The 20,158-nt window shown below is 40.5% G+C and carries 16 protein-coding genes and 1 tRNA gene; 10 read left to right on the plus strand and 7 right to left on the minus strand.

What is annotated here, in order from left to right:
• Positions 1–84: 84 nt before the first annotated feature.
• Genes EHQ59_RS14900 through EHQ59_RS14910 form a run of 3 tightly spaced genes read left to right on the plus strand, consistent with a single transcriptional unit; the run spans position 85 to position 2,408 of the window.
• Positions 85–948, plus strand: coding sequence for a sensor histidine kinase (locus tag EHQ59_RS14900; protein WP_135620426.1), 864 nt, complete (start codon positions 85–87; stop codon positions 946–948).
• Positions 945–1,628 (plus strand): response regulator transcription factor, encoded by a 684-nt coding sequence (locus EHQ59_RS14905; RefSeq protein WP_135620427.1) that lies wholly within the window; start codon positions 945–947, stop codon positions 1,626–1,628. Before EHQ59_RS14900 ends, EHQ59_RS14905 begins: the two co-directional genes overlap by 4 nt.
• A gap of 48 nt (positions 1,629–1,676) precedes the next feature.
• On the plus strand, positions 1,677–2,408 hold the full coding sequence (locus tag EHQ59_RS14910; protein WP_135620428.1) for a hypothetical protein: 732 nt from the start codon (positions 1,677–1,679) through the stop codon (positions 2,406–2,408).
• Here EHQ59_RS14910 and EHQ59_RS14915 read toward each other — a convergent pair.
• A complete protein-coding gene (locus EHQ59_RS14915) occupies positions 2,405–4,141 on the minus strand; it encodes a PP2C family protein-serine/threonine phosphatase (protein ID WP_135620429.1) in 1,737 nt (578 codons plus the stop codon). The two genes, EHQ59_RS14910 and EHQ59_RS14915, sit on opposite strands and share 4 nt — an antisense overlap.
• A 360-nt stretch (positions 4,142–4,501) precedes the next feature.
• Here EHQ59_RS14915 and glnA point away from each other — a divergent pair, with 360 nt between their 5' ends.
• The 3 genes from glnA (at position 4,502) to EHQ59_RS14930 (ending at position 6,461) form a co-directional block, all read left to right on the plus strand.
• Positions 4,502–5,962: a type I glutamate--ammonia ligase gene (glnA, locus tag EHQ59_RS14920; RefSeq protein ID WP_135620430.1), complete on the plus strand. Its 1,461-nt coding sequence runs from the start codon at positions 4,502–4,504 to the stop codon at positions 5,960–5,962.
• A 112-nt stretch (positions 5,963–6,074) separates the two neighbouring features.
• A tRNA-Met gene (locus EHQ59_RS14925) sits at positions 6,075–6,151 on the plus strand.
• Positions 6,152–6,170: 19 nt separating this feature from the next.
• Positions 6,171–6,461 (plus strand): Cys-rich protein, encoded by a 291-nt coding sequence (locus tag EHQ59_RS14930; protein WP_135620431.1) that lies wholly within the window; start codon positions 6,171–6,173, stop codon positions 6,459–6,461.
• A 159-nt stretch (positions 6,462–6,620) separates the two neighbouring features.
• Here the strand turns inward: EHQ59_RS14930 and EHQ59_RS14935 are convergent, their stop codons facing one another.
• Positions 6,621–9,404 carry a chromosome segregation SMC family protein gene (locus EHQ59_RS14935; RefSeq protein ID WP_135620432.1) on the minus strand — a complete coding sequence of 928 codons (2,784 nt, stop codon included), beginning with the start codon at positions 9,402–9,404 and terminating at the stop codon, positions 6,621–6,623.
• A gap of 78 nt (positions 9,405–9,482) precedes the next feature.
• On the opposite strand from EHQ59_RS14935, the gene EHQ59_RS14940 reads away from it, so the two are divergent.
• Positions 9,483–11,399 carry a motility associated factor glycosyltransferase family protein gene (locus EHQ59_RS14940; RefSeq protein ID WP_135620433.1) on the plus strand — a complete coding sequence of 639 codons (1,917 nt, stop codon included), beginning with the start codon at positions 9,483–9,485 and terminating at the stop codon, positions 11,397–11,399.
• On the opposite strand, the gene EHQ59_RS14945 is transcribed toward EHQ59_RS14940, so the two are convergent.
• Genes EHQ59_RS14945 through EHQ59_RS14965 form a run of 5 tightly spaced genes read right to left on the minus strand, consistent with a single transcriptional unit; the run spans position 11,363 to position 17,459 of the window.
• On the minus strand, positions 11,363–11,992 hold the full coding sequence (locus tag EHQ59_RS14945; protein WP_135620434.1) for a hypothetical protein: 630 nt from the start codon (positions 11,990–11,992) through the stop codon (positions 11,363–11,365). The two genes, EHQ59_RS14940 and EHQ59_RS14945, sit on opposite strands and share 37 nt — an antisense overlap.
• Entirely contained in the window at positions 11,982–12,602 is a 621-nt protein-coding gene (plsY, locus tag EHQ59_RS14950) for a glycerol-3-phosphate 1-O-acyltransferase PlsY (protein ID WP_135620435.1), read from the minus strand. Before plsY ends, EHQ59_RS14945 begins: the two co-directional genes overlap by 11 nt.
• Positions 12,599–13,951 carry a ribosome biogenesis GTPase Der gene (gene der, locus EHQ59_RS14955; protein WP_135620436.1) on the minus strand — a complete coding sequence of 451 codons (1,353 nt, stop codon included), beginning with the start codon at positions 13,949–13,951 and terminating at the stop codon, positions 12,599–12,601. Before der ends, plsY begins: the two co-directional genes overlap by 4 nt.
• Positions 13,948–14,436: an SsrA-binding protein SmpB gene (gene smpB, locus EHQ59_RS14960; RefSeq protein ID WP_002974168.1), complete on the minus strand. Its 489-nt coding sequence runs from the start codon at positions 14,434–14,436 to the stop codon at positions 13,948–13,950. The genes der and smpB overlap by 4 nt, the downstream gene beginning before the upstream one ends.
• 5 nt (positions 14,437–14,441) lie before the next feature.
• A complete protein-coding gene (locus EHQ59_RS14965; RefSeq protein ID WP_135620437.1) occupies positions 14,442–17,459 on the minus strand; it encodes an AAA family ATPase in 3,018 nt (1,005 codons plus the stop codon).
• Between the two features lie 81 nt (positions 17,460–17,540).
• Between EHQ59_RS14965 and EHQ59_RS14970 the strand changes: the two genes are divergently transcribed.
• From EHQ59_RS14970 to pdxH, 3 genes are read left to right on the plus strand one after another with little or no spacing between them, the layout of a single operon-like run.
• Positions 17,541–18,638, plus strand: coding sequence for a pyridoxal phosphate-dependent aminotransferase (locus EHQ59_RS14970; protein ID WP_208652421.1), 1,098 nt, complete (start codon positions 17,541–17,543; stop codon positions 18,636–18,638).
• A 26-nt stretch (positions 18,639–18,664) separates the two neighbouring features.
• Positions 18,665–19,522: a prepilin peptidase gene (locus EHQ59_RS14975; protein WP_135620438.1), complete on the plus strand. Its 858-nt coding sequence runs from the start codon at positions 18,665–18,667 to the stop codon at positions 19,520–19,522.
• Complete coding sequence (pdxH, locus tag EHQ59_RS14980; RefSeq protein ID WP_135620439.1) at positions 19,515–20,153, plus strand: pyridoxamine 5'-phosphate oxidase; 639 nt, start codon at positions 19,515–19,517, stop codon at positions 20,151–20,153. Before EHQ59_RS14975 ends, pdxH begins: the two co-directional genes overlap by 8 nt.
• The last annotated feature ends 5 nt before the right edge of the window (positions 20,154–20,158 follow it).

Here is a 20,158-nt window from a genome sequence, read left to right on the forward strand (position 1 = left end):
CAACATCTTTTTTTGCTCGTCGTCTTTCCCCTCACCCTTATCTTGTTTTCAGAGGCCAAATTGAGAGGATCTGCACAATTTCGTATGTTTTTTTCCCTGGCATGGCTCTCCCTCACTCTGTCACTCGGAGTCTGGTGGTGGATTTTAGGGTTTCGCCAAGCAAAAACCATTTCGGAGATTTCGATTAGCGCCGAGAGACAATTGGAACTAAACCGAGTCAATCGGATGTTACAATTGGAAGGATCTTTTTTCCTTTCCATGTTAACACTGGGTGGCGTGACACTTGCTGTTTTATCCTACAGAGACCACAAACGTTCTAAACTCATAGCTGATTTTTTTTCCACCGTCACACATGAAATGAAAACTCCGATCGCCAGCTTACAGCTGCAAATCGAAGTATTACTGGAAGATACAGAAAATCAAGATCTCAAACGAAAACTCACAAAAATTTGGAAAGAAAACCAAAGGATAGAATCCCAAATGGGGAATGCTTTTTACCTTGCGAGTCTCATGCAAGGAGAAGCACTTTATTTAGAAACTCTCACCTTACAGGAATTACAGGAATCATATTCTCATCATGAACCTGATCTGATTTGGGAACTAAACTTACCCGTAACCAAAAAAGTTCACCTAGATAAAAAAGCATTTTTTGCTATGTTAAAAAATCTAACCGATAATGCGAGACGCCATGGAAAAGCAAACCTCATCAAACTTGTGATCTCACAAGAGGGGAATCGAATTTGTTTTTTACTGGAAGACAATGGTTCCGGTTTTTTTGGAAAAAAACAATTTCTCACACAACCTTTTCTTCGCCATTCTAAAACCAGTGGAAGTGGGATTGGCCTGTACATTGTAAAAAAATTAATCGAAAAGATGAAAGGCAAAATCGAATTTCCGGACAGCCCAAACGGATTCCAAGTAAAACTTTGTTTAAACGAGGTCGTATGAAACCAAGAATCTTACTGGTAGAAGATGATGAAGGCCTTGGCGAAACCTTAAAAGAACGATTAGAACAAGACAAATACCGTGTAAAATGGGCAAAAACAGTTTCGGAAACGGAAACCCTTTATGCACCAGGACAATTCGATTTGGTCGTTCTCGACTTACGACTGCCAGACGGAAATGGATTTGATTTGGCCGAGATGATGGTGAAAAAAGAAAAGGACCTTCCTTTTTTATTTTTAACAGCCCAAGCGGGTGCACAGGAACGCCTTCGAGGGTTTGAACTCGGAGCCGCAGAATTTATCCCTAAACCCTTCCATTTGAAAGAATTTCTCATTCGTTTGGAACGTGTGGTTTCTCTTAAAAGGCCCCATTTCGGCCAAAAATGGAAAATGGATACAAAAGAAATCCATTTGGATTCCTTCCTTGTGAAACGGGGAGATGGCACAAGCACACTTCTCTCCAAACGAGACTGCTCCCTTCTCGCCTTACTTCTCAGTGATCCCAACAAAGTGTTTAGCCGGTCTGAGATTTTGGATGTGATTGTCGGGGAAGACAGTTTTCCGACGGAACGAACGATCGACAATGCCATTGTCCGTTTGCGAGATGCCCTCGGAGAGGAGTCCATACGAAATGTGAGAGGTGTTGGTTACCAGTGGAAGGCCGAGGTGGAACCTCTGAAATAACCGACTTCCTTCTTATGGAAAAAAGAAAATCCACCGATATTCATCCTAATGAAACAAGGATTTTTTGTCACCATTTGCCTCCTATTGTCCTTGTTTTCCTTTTCCCTCGGTGCTTGGGAAACCGACATCGATTACAATTACGAATACGAGAAAAATGGCCCGTATACCAAATTTTCTGATTGGGTACCCTATAAATTACACAAATGGGAACCCAAATATCTGGAAGATTTTTATGAATTGTACAATTTAAAACAACATTATAACGATAACGAACTTCGTAAAAATATCTACTGGCTGAAAATCTCTCTTGGAAAACGATTTCGCCACCCCAAACACGCATTATGTGAGACTAAAACGGAACAAGAATACTATAAATATCGAAATTTGATGTTTATGCATATCAATATCCAAATCATGCGTTCCTATATGCGACTTGCTTCCAAATTTGACAAACGACATGTCTATTTTTACAACCTCGACTTTGCCCATGAGTTAAAAGAAAGTTTTGGAGTGGCAGAAAGTTTTTATAAAGAAGCAATCCCCTATTGGGAGAAAGCAAAAGACTATGCAGACAAAGCAAACGAAGTGCCAGTGGATTTGGATCTCGGAACCATTGAAACAGAACGTTACGAAATCGTCACAGGGAAACTAGACTTTGGCCATATCATTGAAACTCATTTGGATCGATTGGATGGGAAAAAGAAAATTGTTTCTGAGTATTTGGCAAAGTATCCCGAAGCAGATGCGAAAGCACTCGATCTAATCGATCGTTCGAATTAAAATTCCAAAAACAACACAGCGATATCATCGTGGATGATTCGTTCCTTTTCAACAAGGCAATTGGCAATCATCTTTTTAATTAGACTATTTGTGTCATCGGATACTGATATCATTTCCGTTAACTCTTGTAAAAAGACATCGAGACCGATATAACCACCCGTTTCCTCTTCCAATTCATAAATCCCATCAGAATACAATAATAACCGATCTCCCGGAATAAATGTTTTTGAGATGTTTTTTCCCTTCCAATCATCGAGAAGCAAAATGGGATACATTTCATCTTTTACAAATTTCATCACTCGATCGTTGTGGTTCCAAAACACGATTGGTGGATGGCCGGCAAAACTAAATTCGATCCTACGTTCTAAAGGAAAAATTCTAAGTACACACGCAGATACATGGTGTTTGAAGATAATGGATTTTAATTCCTCGTGCATGGCCTCCAAGATTTTTGCTGGTGAATCTTCTTGGTGGGAATGTTTTTTAAACGATACAGCGGCAATGCCTGACACTAAAGCAGATGAGATTCCATGCCCCGAGATATCTCCAAAAAAAATATCAATACAATCAGGTTTTGGTTTTTCATATAAAATCAAATCTCCCCCAATCTCATCGTAAGGTAAAAATCGAGATTCAATTTTTAAATTAGGGATGGTTCCAAAATCTTTTGCCACCCAAGCTTCTTGTGTGAGTTTTGCAAGCGCCAAATCCTCTTTGACATCCGAATAAAACCTTTGTAGGATTTTTTCTTTTTTCATCAGTTTGATTTCGTTTTTGGCACGAACCAAACCTTGCGAGACAAAACCCGCCACAAGACCCAACATTTGTTTTGTTTCATCGGTCCAATCACCTAAATTTTGATAGGTGGTGACTCCAATAATCCCAATTAGATTCCCTTCATCACGAAGTCCAATCACAAGTATGGATCTCACTTCTGCGGATTGGAACAGCTGTAAATGCCATGGTTCGTCACTTAGAGCTCTTGTATCGGGAATAAAAATAACACCATCACCTGCAAGAACACCCAATCGTTCTGGATTCATTTTTGCAATGGGGAGTTTTGTCCCGACACCAAACAAAGAAGGTACACCACTGAATAACCATTCGTGGCTTACGGACAAAAATTGTTTGTCTGAAGAAATTTCAGCAACAAACACGCGATCTGCTTTCGAATACTTACCTAGTTCCTCCAAAGAATATTGGATGGCATCCGAAACAAATTCTGCCTTCGTGTGAACGAACATCTTCGAAATTTCGGTGACAATTTGGGAAAACTGCAACAGGCCAGTGAGTTTTGATTCTGACTCTCGGATATTCGAGATTTCAGTTTGTTGGCCCCAAATCCGAATGAGGTGCCCATCCACAACTTGGCCATGGGAATTGATGAGAAACACTCTGGGAACAATTCCCGATTTTTGTGTGTATTCCAAATCTTCCAATTGGTAGGAATTTTGAATGAACAAACGAAGCAAATAAACACTTTCCAGAGTCACAATCTCTTTTAAGTATTTCCCACTCACTTCTTCAATATGATTGAATCCATAGAGTTTGACCATGGCCAAATTGCATTCTTTGACCACGGAATGGTTCCAGATATACTCCATTTGTTCTTCTTTCGATAGAGAAATGGGCATGGGAATGTCCAATTCATAACACCAAATGGCGTCCTTGGACAAATGGATGAAGCTCTCCAAGTGCTGGTAACGGCCAAAATCAGGTTTTCGAGAGCTCATCGTCTTCTACAGTTTCTGGGATCGGGATGATTGCCACAAAAAAAACATAAATGACAGTGAATTTAGAATTTTCCAAATTTTGTTAAAAAAAATCCGGATTCCATTGACCAAAGTGAAGCCTTTTTCTACCATACAAGGAATTGATGGCGGCTTAGATTGAGTGTTATTTGCCTATAATTAAGGCATTTATCCTTTTAAACCAGCATTTCGCGCAGGATCAAGGCACTGTTTTCGAAACAAATTGCTTAGAAACTCCACGAAACCCTTATATTTCGGTCGAAATGCCTTGGTATAAATCTTGCATTTAAAATGGTAACAGATTACAACAATCAGACCGACCTCTGAACGAAGGAGAATCAAATGCAGTTCGCAACCCCAAAATTTACTTCTGGAAAAGAAGTGGTTGAGTATGCCAAAAAAAATGGAGTCCTTTTCTACGACTTCCGATTTACGGATATCAAAGGAATGTGGCACCACGTATCGTATTATGTGAATTCCGTAGATGAAGATACATTCAAAGGAATTCCTTTTGATGGATCTTCGATTGCTCGTTGGCAGCCAATCAATGCTTCCGATATGCAATTACATCCCGAAATTTCAACGGCATTCTTAGATCCGTTCACTGCGGACAAAACACTTGTTATGTTCTGCGATGTATGGGACATTTACAAAAATCAATACTATGAAAAATGCCCAAGATCGATTGCAAAAAAAGCTCTCGAGTTCATGAATAAATCTGGAGTGGCAGACACTGCTTACTTCGGACCAGAAAATGAATTTTTCGTTTTTGATAGCTTAAGAGTACGTGATGAAATCAACTGCCAATACTACGAATTGGATTCAAACGAAGGAATCTGGAACACACACTCTGAAATTCCTGGAAGTCCAAATGCTGGAAAAATCAACTTCAACTCAGGACACCGCCCTGGAACCAAAGGTGGTTACTTCCCAGTGGCTCCAATTGACTCGCAAGTAGACCTTCGTGCCGAATTTGTAAAAACATTAGAAGCCATTGGAATGGAGACGTTTGTGGTTCACCACGAAGTTGCGCAAGCGCAAGGGGAAATTGGTGTAAAATTTGGAACACTCATTGAAGCTGCTGACAATGTTCAAAAACTAAAATACATCGTAAAGATGGTAGCTCATAAACACGGAAAAACTGCTACTTTTATGCCAAAACCACTTTTTGGTGATAATGGTAACGGTATGCACGTTCACATCTCTCTTTGGAAAGGTGGAAAAAACCTTTTTGCTGGAGACAAATACCAAGGATTGTCTGACTTCGCTTTCAACTTTGTTGGTGGAGTCTTAAAATATGCAAGAGCATGTGCTGCGTTTACAAATGCATCCACTAACTCTTACAAACGACTTATCCCAGGATTTGAAGCACCATCAATTTTAGCATACTCTGCACAAAACCGTTCTGCTTCTTGCCGTATTCCATTTGTAAGCGGTGAAAAAGCGAAACGTGTGGAATTCCGATTCCCAGATTCGACAGCTAACCCATATTTGGCGTTTGCTTCCTTACTTATGGCTGGTATGGCTGGTGTGTCTGAAAAGATTGATCCAGGTCCTGCACGTGAAGAAGATCTTTTTGAGCTTTCTTTGGATGAAATCCGTGAAAAAGGAATCCGCCAAATGCCTCACACACTTCGTGAAGCAATGGAAGAGATGCTTGCTCAAAGAGCAATTTTCAAACAAGGAGATGTTTTCACTGAAAACTTCTTACAAACTTACCAACACTATAAGTTTGAAACAGAAATTTGGCCATGGGAAGGTCGCCCTCACCCATACGAATTCCTCACAACTTACTCTTGCTAAGAGAAAAAGCCCCGCTAACCCCGGGGCTTTTTTTTGTTTACCATTCCCCATCCATTCAAAAAATGACAAAAGAACTAAAGATTTAGTTCAACCAAACGATCTAAGGTGATAGGGCGAGGTAGCTCAGATGGTTAGAGCACAGGATTCATAACCCTGAGGTCACGGGTTCGACTCCCGTCTTCGCTACCAAAGATCGAGAGGACAAGGTATGAAACATACAAACCGATTGTTTTCCATCCTGGTTCTGGTGTTATTCACTGGTTCCATTCAAGCAGCCGATTTTCCAAAGTGTAAAGAAGCTTGCGATAAGTTTTACAATTGCACGGTTCAAGTGAATCCAAATGCATCGGAAGAACAAAAGAACACATTACGCAAAGGTTGTGAGTTCAATTGCAATCGTCCTAAATACTACAACAAAATCTCTGGTTGTTTGACAAGCGGCGATTCTTGTAAGGCTTTCTCTACTTGCATTGTTCGTGAAATGCAAGGAAACAAATAATCTTTACGTAAACGAAACTTTACAATAGAGACCAAACACAAAAACCTAGGGGATCACTCTCCTAGGTTTTTTTTATCCCCAGACCTCAAGAGACAACCAGCGCGAAATGGTCCATTCGAATGTTCAATCAGAATGAACCTGTTTTTCTCTTCTCTGTATCTAATTCTCTGTTCCAGTTTTTTGCGAAATTTGTTTCGAGAAAGATTTTGCTTCATCGAGTCGTAACGAAAGGATCTTAGAGATCCCTGGTTCTTCGTTCGTCACCCCAAAAATCGCATTGGCTCTTGAGATCGTGGACTGTGCGTGAGACACAACGATGAATTGGGTTTTGTCTTTGAAACGGTCCAGGATTTGGCAAAAACGCAGTTTGTTTGCTTCATCCAGAGCGGCATCAATCTCATCCAAAAAGCAGAATGGACTTGGTTTCACCATATAAATCGCAAAGAGAAGTGCAATCGCTGTGAGTGACTTTTCTCCCCCAGATAATAAACGTAAGTTTTGAACATGTTTCCCAGGAGGTTCCGCCATAATTTCCACTCCAGAATTCAAAGAATCTTCTTTTTCTGTGAGTTCTAAGGTAGCACGACCTCCATTGAAGAGTGTGGAGAATGTTTCTTGGAAATTCTCTTTGATTCGTTCAAAGGTCAATTGGAAGAGTTTTTCCGATTCTTCATTGATTCGTTTTAATACTTCTTCAATGTCCTTTTTCGAACTTTCAATGTCTTGTTTTTGTTTTAGGTTGTGCTCGTAAATTTCTTTGATATTGCGATACTCTTCTATGGCAAGAGGGTTAATCGAACCAAGGAGTTGGATTTCGGATTTGGCAGAACGAAGACGTCTTTCTTCTGCTTTTTGGTCGAGCTCTAGTGCTCCCCTTTCTGTTTCTAGTTCCGAATCCGTTAAGGAATAATCATTGTACAACTCTTCCACTAGAGAATCAATTTGCACTTTTAGTGCGGAACTAGTTCTTTCTTTTTCGGATAATAGTGGTAAAAGATTTTGGAAGACTTCTTGGTTTTTGGAAATATTGGATTTGATTCCAGAGATTTCTTCCACTAAGCTTTGTAAGGTTTCTTTTTCGGATTCCAAAATACGACTCATGGAAAGAAATTCTTGGTAGGCATCTTCGATTTCTTTTTCTAAAAACTCTACTTCCTTCTCTAAACTTTCCTTTTTCTCGCGAATCACAGATTCTTGTTCTTTGGCACCAGAGATACGCAATTGGATCTCCCCAATCCGTTCTTCCAAAACAGAGATTTCCTTTTGTTGGTTTTCTAACCTTGAATTGGATTCGAGAAGTTTTTTCTCTAATTCAACAATTTGGGTTCTAGTTTCTTCCCATTGGTTTCTGAAAAGTATGATATTACTTTGGTTGTCTCGAATTCCACGTGTTAGGTTTTCGTTTTCTAAAATTAAGTCTTCGATTTCTTGGTCGATGGATTCTTTTTTGGATAAAATCCCATCTTTATCAAACAGAAGGTTTCTGAAATCATCTTCCTTTTTGAGGAATTCACTGAGTTTTTCCGAATACAGATCCAATCGAATGCCTTGCAATGATTCTTTTGCTTCTGCAAGTTTTGTTTCTTCTAATTGATTGAGTGCAAACTGTAATTTGTTTTGAAATTCGTTTGTAAGAGAAACGAGTTCTAATTTGTTTTGGTTTCGGATCTCTTCCCCTTCTTTGGATTCTCTTTTTTTATTTTCCAACTCTTGGATGAGTTCGAGGATGACTGTTTTTTGTTTTTCGCGGAGGATGATATGGCGTTTTTCATTTTCCCCGATGCGAGATTCCTTTTCTTCGATTGCCTTTTCTTCTTCTTTGATGGAAAGTTCCAAAGAAACACGTTTGGATTCTAATTCTGTAATTTCTTCTTGGAGAGTTGCTTGGATTTCCCTTTGGCGTTCGTTTTCAAGCTCAATTGCCTTTTTTTCCACTTCCAATTTGATGGTCGCTTGGTTTTCCAATTCTAAGGAAGATAGGATTTCACCAATGCGTAATTCATATTCTTGGATGAAGGTTTTGTTTTTGGCGATTTTTTCTTTTTGGATTTGGCTTTTGGAAAGATGATCGAATAATTTTTTATCAATCTCTGCAATCTCTCTTTCTTTTGCTTCTTTGATTGTTTCCTTTTCGGAAATCAAATTGGTTTCATTTTGGATGAGGGATAAAATCGATTTATTTTTTTCTCGGATCTCTTGCAATTCTTCATCCGATTTTTTCATCCTACGTTTGAAGTCTCTCAGTTTTAAGTAACGTAAGTTTTTATCAGATTCATCTAAATCGGATTTCAGTTTGAAGTATTGTTCTGCTTTTTCGGATTGTTTTTCTTTGACTTCCAAATCCTTTTGCATGGAATTCATGATGTCGTGGATGCGAAGTAGGTTTTGGTTTGTGTCTTCTAATTTTTTAGTCGCTTCTTTTCGGTCTAATTTAAAACGAGAAACCCCAGCAGCTTCTTCAAAGATAGCACGCCTTTCTTCTGGTTTGGAATTGAGGATTTGGTCCACTCGACCTTGTTCTAAAATACTATAACTGGATTTCCCAATCCCAGTATCGAGTAAGGTTTTTTCGATGTCCTTTCTTGTGGTGCGGATGTCATTTAAATAGTATTCGTTTTCGCCGTCAGGGTAAAGCCTACGTGTGATTTTGACAGATGGGTAATCGATATTAAAAAAACGGTCATCGTTGTCGAAAAGGATGGATACTTCGGAAAACCCAGCGGCTCGCCTACTCTCTGTTCCGTGAAAAATGACATCGTCCATTTTTTCGCCGCGTAAACCTTTGGCACTTTTTTCACCAAAAACCCATTTTACGGAATCGACAATATTTGATTTACCCGAACCATTAGGTCCGACGACTGCAGTAAACCCTGGATCAAAATTGATCTCGGTCTCATCTGCAAATGTTTTGAATCCAACAATGTTTAGGCTTTTTAAATGCATATCTGTTTTGCCGTTTGATTTCCTTGTTTCCCAGTTGACAGGTCTTGAGAGACATAAGAAAAAACCTTAGATAGTATTATGTCCCAAATGATCGATCCGATTTCCAGTGAAATTTTTGAAAGGAAGCCATACTTACAAAATTATTTCAAAAACTTTCAGTCCGATCACCAGTGGGAATTGCACAGAGCGAAGAAAGATGGGGAATATTATGTCTCATTAGATGGAAATCCACTCTCTTCTTCCTTCTCTCCCCTAACACAAGCAATCCGACTCATAGAAACTTACGCTTTAAAAGCAACAGATGTGGTGATTGTATTTGGTCTTGGAAATCCGCACCTCCTAACAAGTGTCAGTGATAAACTGAACCCAGGACAAATCTTAATCTTTGTAGGAGAAGACGAAACACTGGTTCCCATCCTATGGGATCCATTCTTAAAACCAATTTTACAAGTGCCAGGGAGGCATTTGTTTTCAGGAGAACTCTTTTTTCCTTTATTTTTCAATTACTTAGAATCTCTTCCCATTGAACGAGTGAGTGGTCTGAAGATCATTCGTAACCCCACAGATACAAACCGTAACCCAATCTTCAAAGAATTAGAAGACAAGACACAAACTGTTTTTTCAGCCAAGATGAGTGACCTACTCACTAAGTTTGAGTTTGAAAGGTTATGGATTAAAAACAGTGTGTTTAACCTAGTCCATGCGGAAAAAAGTCCTCCCGTCAAATTCCCAATCTCCCAACTTCGAGATCAATTCCAAGATCTTACCGCCGTACTAGTGTCAGCTGGTCCTAGTTTACGAAAAAACCTATCTTGGTTACAAGAAGTAAGAGACAAAGTATTTGTTTTGTCTTGTGATACCTCACTCAAAGTTCTCATCAAAGCAGGAATCCAAGCAGATGGAGTGGTCACACTCGATGCCCAAACCAATTCCTTTTTTCATTTTATGGGTGAGTCCCTGGGAGAGATTCCTCTTTTTGCCGACCTTGTGAGTTCCCCAACTCTACTCCGCGAACCAATGTTTACCTCTGTTGTCCATTCAGTAACTGCCAAATACCAAGTGGATGCGGAAGGTTCGCTTGTCAGGGAAGTCACAGCTGGTGGGGAACTTGCCGAACATGTATTCCAAGATGTGGGTGATATCCAATCAGGAGGGTCTGTGGCCACAACTGCCTTTGATTTGTTACGTTTTATGGGGTTTGGCAGTGTTTATTTTCTTGGCCAAGACCTTGCGTATTCAGGACGTGAAATCCATTCCACAGGCACCCACCATAATGAAAAATGGTTAACGCAAGTCAGTCGCAAAAATAGCCTCGAACGCATCAATGAAGTCATCATCCGGAAACGAGAAACCCGTTTTGTTCCCTCTTGTAATGGAGGGGAAGTGTTAACAGATTATGTTCTGGATTTATACCGTCACTGGTTTGAAGAGTCCGCCACAAGTGTAAAAGAAATGTCCCTTTGGAATGTGAACGAAGACGGGGCAAACATGGAAGGGATCCCCTCCCTTTCTCCTAAGGCAGCCAAAGAAAAGTTAAACTTGATTCCTAATCATCATTACCCTTGGCGAAAGTTTTCCATATGGTCGGGAAAAGAAACGAAAGAGAATGAGATGCCCGAAATAAGTAAAGATAAAGGAAACAAACCGAAAAATCAAAACTTTCAGGAAATGACTTCGCATGGAACCATTCCAAGCAGTGGGGAAGCTCTTTTCCAAAAGATACACACTGATTTATCTTTTATCGAATCCAAACTGAATGCATTTGCCGTAGATACGGAAAACACTTCCTTCCAAGATTCGGAAATATGGATTTGGATGCAAAGTGAATCCTATTTACGAAGACTCATCCGCAAAACAGAAATTTATTTATTACGTCACAAAGATTTGGATACAAAACGAAAAAACCAAATTCTCATTCAGTCCATCCGAAAAGAGATTCGGTTTTTAAAACGCAGTCTTTATCCGATGATGGATTCGTTTCCGGAAAAAGGATGAAAGACAGCATTGTCTTCAAACTCAGGGAAATAATCGAAAAATAATTTTTGAGAAACCACACGGTAAGCAAACGGGTTTTTCTCCGCATAACCATCAGTATGTGGCAGAGCTGGCAATTGGTGGAAATTGATACGCTCTTCAAAATTGATAAAATCACGCCGAGTGAGTTCCGGACGGAGTTCCAGAACTGTTTCTTTTAGTAAATTCCAATCCAGTTTAAAACTCATCCTTGCCCCACGAAAGGCAGGAGACCGTTCCAGTAAATTCACAATCCGTTTGACGGGGCAATCCATATGGTAGTATTTTGTGAGATACACTTTCACATACCTGGCGGCAAGCCCAACGGGTTCCCAAACGAATTCGGATTCTAGATTCTGTTCTTCTTCTTTTTTGATTTCACTGAGGACTAAGTGGAGTTCTGGAATCGAAAGTTTTCCCGTCATAAGGAGTGTGGATTCTTCCATTCCAAACTCTCCATAATACAACCATTTGTAGAAGTCTTGGATTTCCGCTTCTGGGTGGTCTTCTACAAACTTGGTGATGAGAAAGAGTTTCTCTTTCTGCGAAAGTGTGGATTCCCTTTCATTTTGCATCTTGGGAAGCTCTGAGTTCCTTTCCGGAAACGAGACGTTTGATATTTTCCCGATGGGAATACGTGATGAGAAAAAAAGTAGCCACTAACACAAAAAAGATGATCGGTTGGTAATCGGCACTAGGTAATACTTTGGAAGAACCAAAATACCAAAGTGGCATGGAAAGTGTTGCCAGGATAGACCCAAGGGAAACAAATCCAGAGATTTTATACACGATAAAAAAGATCAGAAGAGCACAGAGTGTTACAATGGGAACAAGGGTCATATACACCCCAAGGGCAGTTGCGACACCCTTCCCACCTCGAAAGTGAAGAAAAGGAGTGAAGGTGTGTCCCAGGATGGCGACAGACCCGAGTAGGATTTCCGTTGTTGTAAGAGAATAAGGGGAATCAATGTAAGAGGCAGAGATGACGGGGATGGCACCTTTCAGAGCATCAAGAAGCAGGGCTAAAAATCCATACTTCCAACCAATGACCCGGCCTACATTTGTGGCACCGATATTACGGCTACCGTGCTCACGGATATCAATCCCTCGCATTTGTTTGGCGAGGATAAACCCCACCGGGATGCCACCAAAAAGGTAACTGAATAGGATCGCGGCAAGAATCATTCCCTGCCCTCCTTTCCTTCGTTTCTGTTCCGGAGTTCGATCTCAACAGCAAGGCCGTCCAGTCCAAATTCCTTTACAATACTCTTTCGGTAGAAACTCAAAATATTTGAGGGAAAGAGTTTTGTGTCGTTCACGAAGAACAATATTTTAAAAGGGATCTGCGAGACCTGGGTGGCGTAATACACCTTCGGAGGTCGGTTCGATGCCTTCTGTACCTTATTTTTTCCCCCCCACTTGCTTAACCAGTCATTTAATTGGCGGGTTGTGAGCTTTTTTTGGGACTTTTCAAAGAGGGAAACCACTTCTTCTAAGAGTTTGTGGGTACGAAGTTTTTCTTTTGCCGACAGAGACAGGAGTGGGCGTTCCTTGAGAATCGAAAGTTTTCCTTCCATTCGGTCTTTGTAGTGTTTCCAGGAATTGGATTCTTTTTCAGGGACGAGGTCCCATTTGTTCACCGCAACGAGCATGGGTTTTCCGAGTTCTTGGATTTCCCCAAAGATCTTTTTGTCAAATTCACCAAGGCCTTTCATGGCATCGACAAGAAGGACAACTACATCTGCTTCCCCTAAACTATGTAAGGTTCGTTTGTACGAATAAAATTCCAAACTTTCTCCTGTTTTGGATTTCCTTCGGATCCCAGCAGTATCGATGATTTCCAATTTATGGTTTTGGAAGTAAAACTGATCGGATACAGAATCCCTTGTTGTGCCAGGAACATCACTCACAACTGCTCGTTTGTAACCAAGGAAAGTATTGAGGAGTGACGACTTACCTGAGTTTGGTTTTCCAATGATGGCAATTTTGCAATACGGGTCTTCTTGGGTTTTGATTTTGTCTGGGAGAAAAAAATTAATCTTTTGGTAGAGTAAATCAAAATTGCGGCGCCCAAGTGCGGAGATCGGAAGGAGTTCGTTTAACCCTAGTTTATAAAATGGTTCCAGATCATATTCATCTTGTTCTGTATCCACTTTGTTGATAAGCGTTAGTACATTTTTTTCTTTTAGTACTTCATCTTTTTTGAATAAGTCGATGAGTTTGTGATCATACTTCCGTAAGTCTTTGTGATCGATCACATGTAAGATGAGATCCGAATTGCGTAAGTGTTCAAAGGCAATCTCAATGATTTCTTTTGAGATTTCATCAATGTTTTCAATGTCAAGACCTGGTGTATCAGACAACGTAAATGGAATTTTAAACTCTGATCGTTCGACTGTTTTTTGCAATACATCGCGTGTGACACCAGCAGTGTTTTCTGTGATGGCACTCTGTGCTCGCAGAATGGCGTTAAATAATGTGGATTTTCCCACATTTTGTCTACCAACAATGGTGACGATGGGAAGTTTCTTCATTTGCGTAAGTGTTCCTTCATGGCTCTTTCCATATCGATTTTGGCTTCCTTCTTTTGAATATCGTCACGTTTGTCGTAAAGTTTTTTAGGTTTGGCTAAAGCGACGTCAATTTTCACCAAACGATTGTTCTTAAAGAAACAACGTGTGGCAACAAGCACAAGCCCCTTCTCTTTGATGGACCTGTCTATCTTTTCAATTTCTTTTGCTTTGAGAAGGAGTTTTCTTGGACGAATCTCGGGGTGGTTCGCATAACCTCCGTTCTTATACGGTGGAATTTGAAAGTTTTCCAAAAACACTTCTCCATTTCTGACTTTGGCAAAACAATCGGTGAGGTTCCCTTTTTTTTCCCTGAGGGATTTTACCTCAGATCCAGTGAGTACAACACCAGCTTCGAACGAATCTAAGAGTTCGAAATTGAACTTTGCCTTTTTGTTGATTAAAGGATCGGTTCCGCGTGGTTTATCGTCTTTTTTGGTTTTGCCCATATGGATTATTGTCTTAAAGAATGATGGATTTGTACAAGCCTTGCAATTTCTGCCCCAATGAGATTTGGCATCGAATAAAAATTGTCAGCCGTTATCTGGAGCGAATCGTGGAACACGTGTTCTGCAATGTAGCGAGAACCAAGTCCTACCCCTAAAAATACATAATTTTTCTCTTCGTTTTTCAGTACAGCTTCTTTCATTTTTCTCGTATCAAAAGAAGCGAGTTCGTCCTCAATGTAAGTCTTTGCCCGCTGGCCTCGGAAGTCAGAAAGGATCACAATGATTTTGGTTTGGGCATCGGGTGAAAAATAACGTTCACAGTTAGAAAGGACTTGGAATTCAGGGATGCTATCTCCTTGCCAATTTTTACAAAGGGCACTGAATACTTCTTCTTCTTTCTCGGGGGTGTAGTCTTCTTCTGCTGATTTCAGATTAAAAATATCCACAGTGTCTTTTGAGTTTTTGATATCACAGAAAGTATGCACACTGGTTTTGATATCATGTTCGTTTAGGATATGCAAACTCACTAGTAGGGCCGATAACATCGCTATCGAATACTCAAAGTTAAAGATCCTTCTGCATTTGGAAACAAGGAAGGTGACCTCGACCCCTTTGAGTTTTTCATCATTTTTTTCGATGGTGGTTTTATCGAAGATTTTGGTATCACCCCTTCCACTTTTGTAAGAGATGTATTTGCGTGCGTCCACTCTTGAACCTTCGTTTTTGTACATGCGGTGGATGTCAATTTCAGGATCAAAGAGTTGCTCTAGGTTGAGTTCGACTTCTTCGAGCTCTTTTCCAAACACCGATTTAAATTCTTCGAGACCCACCATGATGGAATAATCCCAAAGCAGACGGCGTTTTTTTAAGAATTGTTTATAGAGTTCTTCAGTGCGGTAACCCCAAGCGCCACCCCCACCTTGTGGTTCTCCTTGGCCTTGGTTTCCCTGTGTGTCCTGACCATACCATGCATCAGGTCCTTCTTTGGTTCCTCCACCTGTTTCGGGTGTATTGATCTCAATTCCCCGTTTGGTTTCTTCACCAGAGTTTAATTTTTTAGCAACACCTGTGAGAGGATCGCGTTTGTGAAGCTCAGGATCCCACCAATTTTTTCGATTTAGTCCTGATTCAACGGTAAATGTTTTTTTTTTCTCTTCGATTTCCTCGAAGAGTGTTGATACCTCTTCTACACCAGATAGATAGCCCTCTAACAGGCGCTCAAGTTCCTTTCGTTCCTTCGGATCCGCAATTTGGTTTGTGTAATAAATTTTTCCGCCCCGAATCGCAATGTCTTTTACATCGGTTTGGTTGTAACGGTAGATATGATTTTTCCATTTGAGAAGGTTCGCAATCCCAAATCGGTAAGGCATGAGGTTCGCCGAACCAATCGTACGTTTTTCCGAAAGTTCCTTTGCTTTGAGGTGAAATCGGGCAAGGGATCTAGGTAACACCCCTTCAGGTAAAAAGAATTCCAAAATATCTTCTAAGACTTTTACATCTTCCAGTTCTGGGAATAAAATTGGTGTAAAACGGTTACGGAAGGCACGAGAGATCGTTGTCACAGACTTAGAAGCACGAAAGGACTTCATTCCAAAAACCACAGAGGTTTCTGTCAGTTTGACGGGAAGGTATTCTCCAGACTCTGGTGGCAGAGTCAGAGACCTGGCATCATCCGTTAGCATATTCATTTTTTCAACAAGTTCTGCACCAGCCGATTCCAAACCTGAGATGAGGATGATATGACCTTTTCGGATAGCGCGCGTTAGAGGGCCGTCTACCCAAGTGACACTTTCGATGTTTCCTTCTTCTGTTGGTTTTAAAGCACCCACGACATCGGAGGTATGCATCCCTTTGGATAACATCACGGATTCAATTTGAATTCCGGTAAGTTCAGTAAACAAAGGTAAAAATTCTTGTGGGTCCTGGTCTTCTCTGTATTCGATAAGGATGTTTTCTTTTGCTTGGATGGCGGTAAACACTTGGTCCAGGAAATGCAGGATGGGTTCTGGTGTTGGGTATTTGGAAAGTAATGAGATCGTTTTTGTTTCGTCCCAAGTTTTGATTTCTTTGTCATTCCAGAAGATGGTAGATCCTTGTACATACCCTTTGGTAGGAACAAGTTTTACAGCACCACCAAACTCGGATTCAATGAGTTCCCTTTGTTTGTCACGGTCTTCTTTTTTGCGGAATGGTTCTTCAAAGAGATACAATGCTTCGCGTACGGAAACCGTTTTGTCTTTGGCGCCAAATAACACCAAACGGTTGCAATACTTTTGTAAGGTTCGTAAATTAAAATGGTATTTTTCTAAATCCCCTTTTCCAACTTCACCAGATTTAATTCGTTTTTCCGATTCGATACTGATGCGAATGATTTGTTTTAGAACCTCTTCCGATAACATGGGATAGAGTTTTTTTAAGATATAAAACATCTCATCTGGAGTATACGGATCCACATAGACAACTGCAAAATGTTTGGTGATATCAAACGGCAAGGGTTTACGACCTTCAAACCCTTCACTTGGGTTTTGGGTTCCAATGAACCAAAATCCCGTTTTGCCTTTCACTCGTTCTCCACTGCCTTCGAGTAAGTCGAGGTAATGGGATTCATAGACAGAGGAAAATCGTTTGATGATGTTTGGCGCACAGAGGTTCATCTCATCGGCCACAAAACTCAAACCCTCGGAAAGTGCATTCGTGAGTGGCCCATTGGACCAAGTAAAACCCTTCCCATCCAGAAGGATACGATACGAACCAATCAAATCTTCAGGGAGTGTGTCCTCGTTGAAACTGAACCGAAGTGTAGGTTGTTTTCTGAGGGAATTGATATAATAGATTAAAGCGTTTTTTCCAACCCCAGCATCTCCTACAAGGAGGACGGGCATTCCTTCGAGCATGGGGTAGAGGATTTTTTGTAAGGTTTGTTTCACCGAGTCAGTTTCAACAAGGCTAGAAGAGAAAACGGGAAATTTTTCGGAGTGCGGTAGAACCGGCACTTTCACATCGGCGATGGTTACAAATTCCATATCCTTCAGATTTCTACTCAATTCCAGGGTGTAAACCAAATTCTATTGACCCGTACCTCCCCCAAAAACCATGATGGTTCCATGGAATTTGCCAATAGAATGAATGGGATCGACTCCTCCCCCATCCGAAAAGCCTTCGAACTTGCAAGGAGCATCCAAAACCCGATCAATTTGAGTATCGGGCAACCTCACTTTCCTTGCCCACCTAACATCATTGAAGCGATGAACAAAGCTGCCATTGAAGGGAAAACTTCTTACACCCTCACAGCAGGGATTCCAGAATTAAAAACGGCGATGGCCGAAAAATATAGAACCCAAAACCATATGAAGTATGCACATGAGGACAGAATCCTTGTGACTTCGGGGATTTCTTCTGCCCTCTTTTTATTATTCAATGCCCTTGTGAACGAGGGAGATGAGTGCCTTGTGATCTCTCCTTATTTCTTAATGTATCCTGCCATGCTGAAGTTTTATGGAGGAAAGGTTGTCCCTCTTTCGGAAGACTTTACACCAAATGATGTAGAGGCACTCAAAAACCGAAAATTCAAACTCATCATATTTTCCAATCCATCGAACCCAACAGGAAAGGTTTTATCCAAAGAACAACTTCGTGCTCTTGCCAATTTAGCGGAAGCCACGGGAGCTTACCTCATCAGTGATGAGATTTATGAACTCTTCGATTATGATGGGAAGTTTTTTTCTATCGGAAGTGAGTATGAAAAAACCATCACTCTCACTGGATTTTCCAAAACGTATAATATGACTGGACTACGGCTTGCCACAATCCTTGCCGAAGACAAAGTCATCAAGGCACTTACCACTTTACAACAATATACCGTCGTTTGTGCCCCTTCCATCACACAGTGGGCAGGAATCGAAGCCTTAAAAACTGACATGACAACTTACATCCAAGATTACAAAGAAAAACGTGACTTTGTGTATGAATCCCTAAAAGACCACTACCCCATTCAAAAATCGGGGGGAGCTTTTTATTCCTTTTTCCAAGTGCCTTGCGAAGATGAAGAGTTTATCAAACGTGCTGTCAAAAAAGATTTAATCCTTGTACCTGGGTTTATCTTCTGTGATTCCAAAAACTTTGTTCGACTTTCTTTTGCCACCGAGTGGGAAACACTGAAACGCGGAATGAAGGCCTTACAAGAATTGGCAAAAGAAACGTAAGTCTTTTATAAAAGCTGGATGTGACTGTGGACGTTTTTGAAGATACAAATTGGTTATTTCTTTGGAACCTGTCAGCATATACTATCTTGTTTTTGTTTGGTGGTGCACTTGCCAGTTTTTATACTACACTCGCTGACAGAATTTTATATTACTGTTATGAGAAAGGAAGAAAAGAATTCCAAGGGAAAAAACGTTGGTTTGTCATTTTTACAAAACCAAGCCATTGTCCCGAATGTAAAACACCAATTTCCTCACTAGCACTCGTTCCCATACTAGGATGGTTTTTGGAAAAAGGAAAGTGTAAGAGTTGTTTGGTAGAGATTCCTAAACTCTATCCCTTATCTGAGTTTTTATTTGGTCTCGTCGCGATTTTTGTATATTTCGTTTCTGATTCACTTCTCGGAACCATTTGCCTTTTATTTTTATTTGGCCACCTACTCATTTCAATTTTCACCGATGCAAAAAAATTATCCCTGGATTATGAAAACCTTCCCTTCCTTTTGGGATTTGGATGTTTGACAAATTACTTTTTGTTTGAGGAGAGTTTGGGCCTCGAACAACTCTATGTGTATTTAGGTTTTTTGGTATTTTACGTTTCCATTTATCTTTTGTTTCGTGGGGGGACAGGTCTTGGGGATGTGCTCTATTCTCCCATGTTTGCTGCCATCACAGGAAATCCATTTTGGATGGTGTATTTGAATACCTCTTATGTTTTAGCAGTCGTTATGACTGTCTTGTTACGAAAAAAAGGAACACCATTAAAAGGAACCAAGGTTCCCATGGGTCTCTATTTTTCCCTTGGACTCTTTTTTACTTTTTTTTACAAACTCATCGTCCATTATTATGAATGGGAAGGATTTCAGATTTATGGAAACAATGAATGACCTAGCGCATATGCGCCAATCTTACAAACGTTCTGTCCTTTCAGAAACAACAGCAGGGACAGATCCCTTGGCACTCTTTTCCCTTTGGTTTTCCGAAGCAAAAGAAGAAGGAGAACCAGAACCAAACGCCATGAGCCTTGCCACGGTAAACAAAGAAGGCCAACCAAGCGTACGGATTGTACTTTTAAAAGGTCTCATTCGCAATGAATTTCAATTTTTCACCAATTACCATTCGGACAAAGGCAATGATATCGCTGAGAACAACCACGTGGCGCTCAATTTCTTTTGGCCAAAAATGGAAAGACAAATCCGCATTGAAGGGATTGCCGTAAAAATTCCCAGAGATGAATCAGAACGTTATTTTGCAATTCGCCCAAGAGAGTCTCAAATTGGAGCTCATACATCAAATCAAAGTTCGGTGGTGCCATCCAGAGAATTTTTAGAAGAGAAGTTCGCGACTCTCTCTAAAGAATGGGAAGGAAAAGAAATCCCGATGCCAGAGTTTTGGGGAGGGTATTCTGTAGCCCCTACCAAAATTGAATTTTGGCAAGGAAGAGTAGGAAGGTTACACGATCGGATTTTATTTGAAAAACTAAAAGACGAGTGGAAAAGAACAAGACTCTCCCCTTAAAGAAG

This window comes from Leptospira kemamanensis, assembly GCF_004769665.1.
Classification (GTDB): domain Bacteria; phylum Spirochaetota; class Leptospiria; order Leptospirales; family Leptospiraceae; genus Leptospira_A; species Leptospira_A kemamanensis.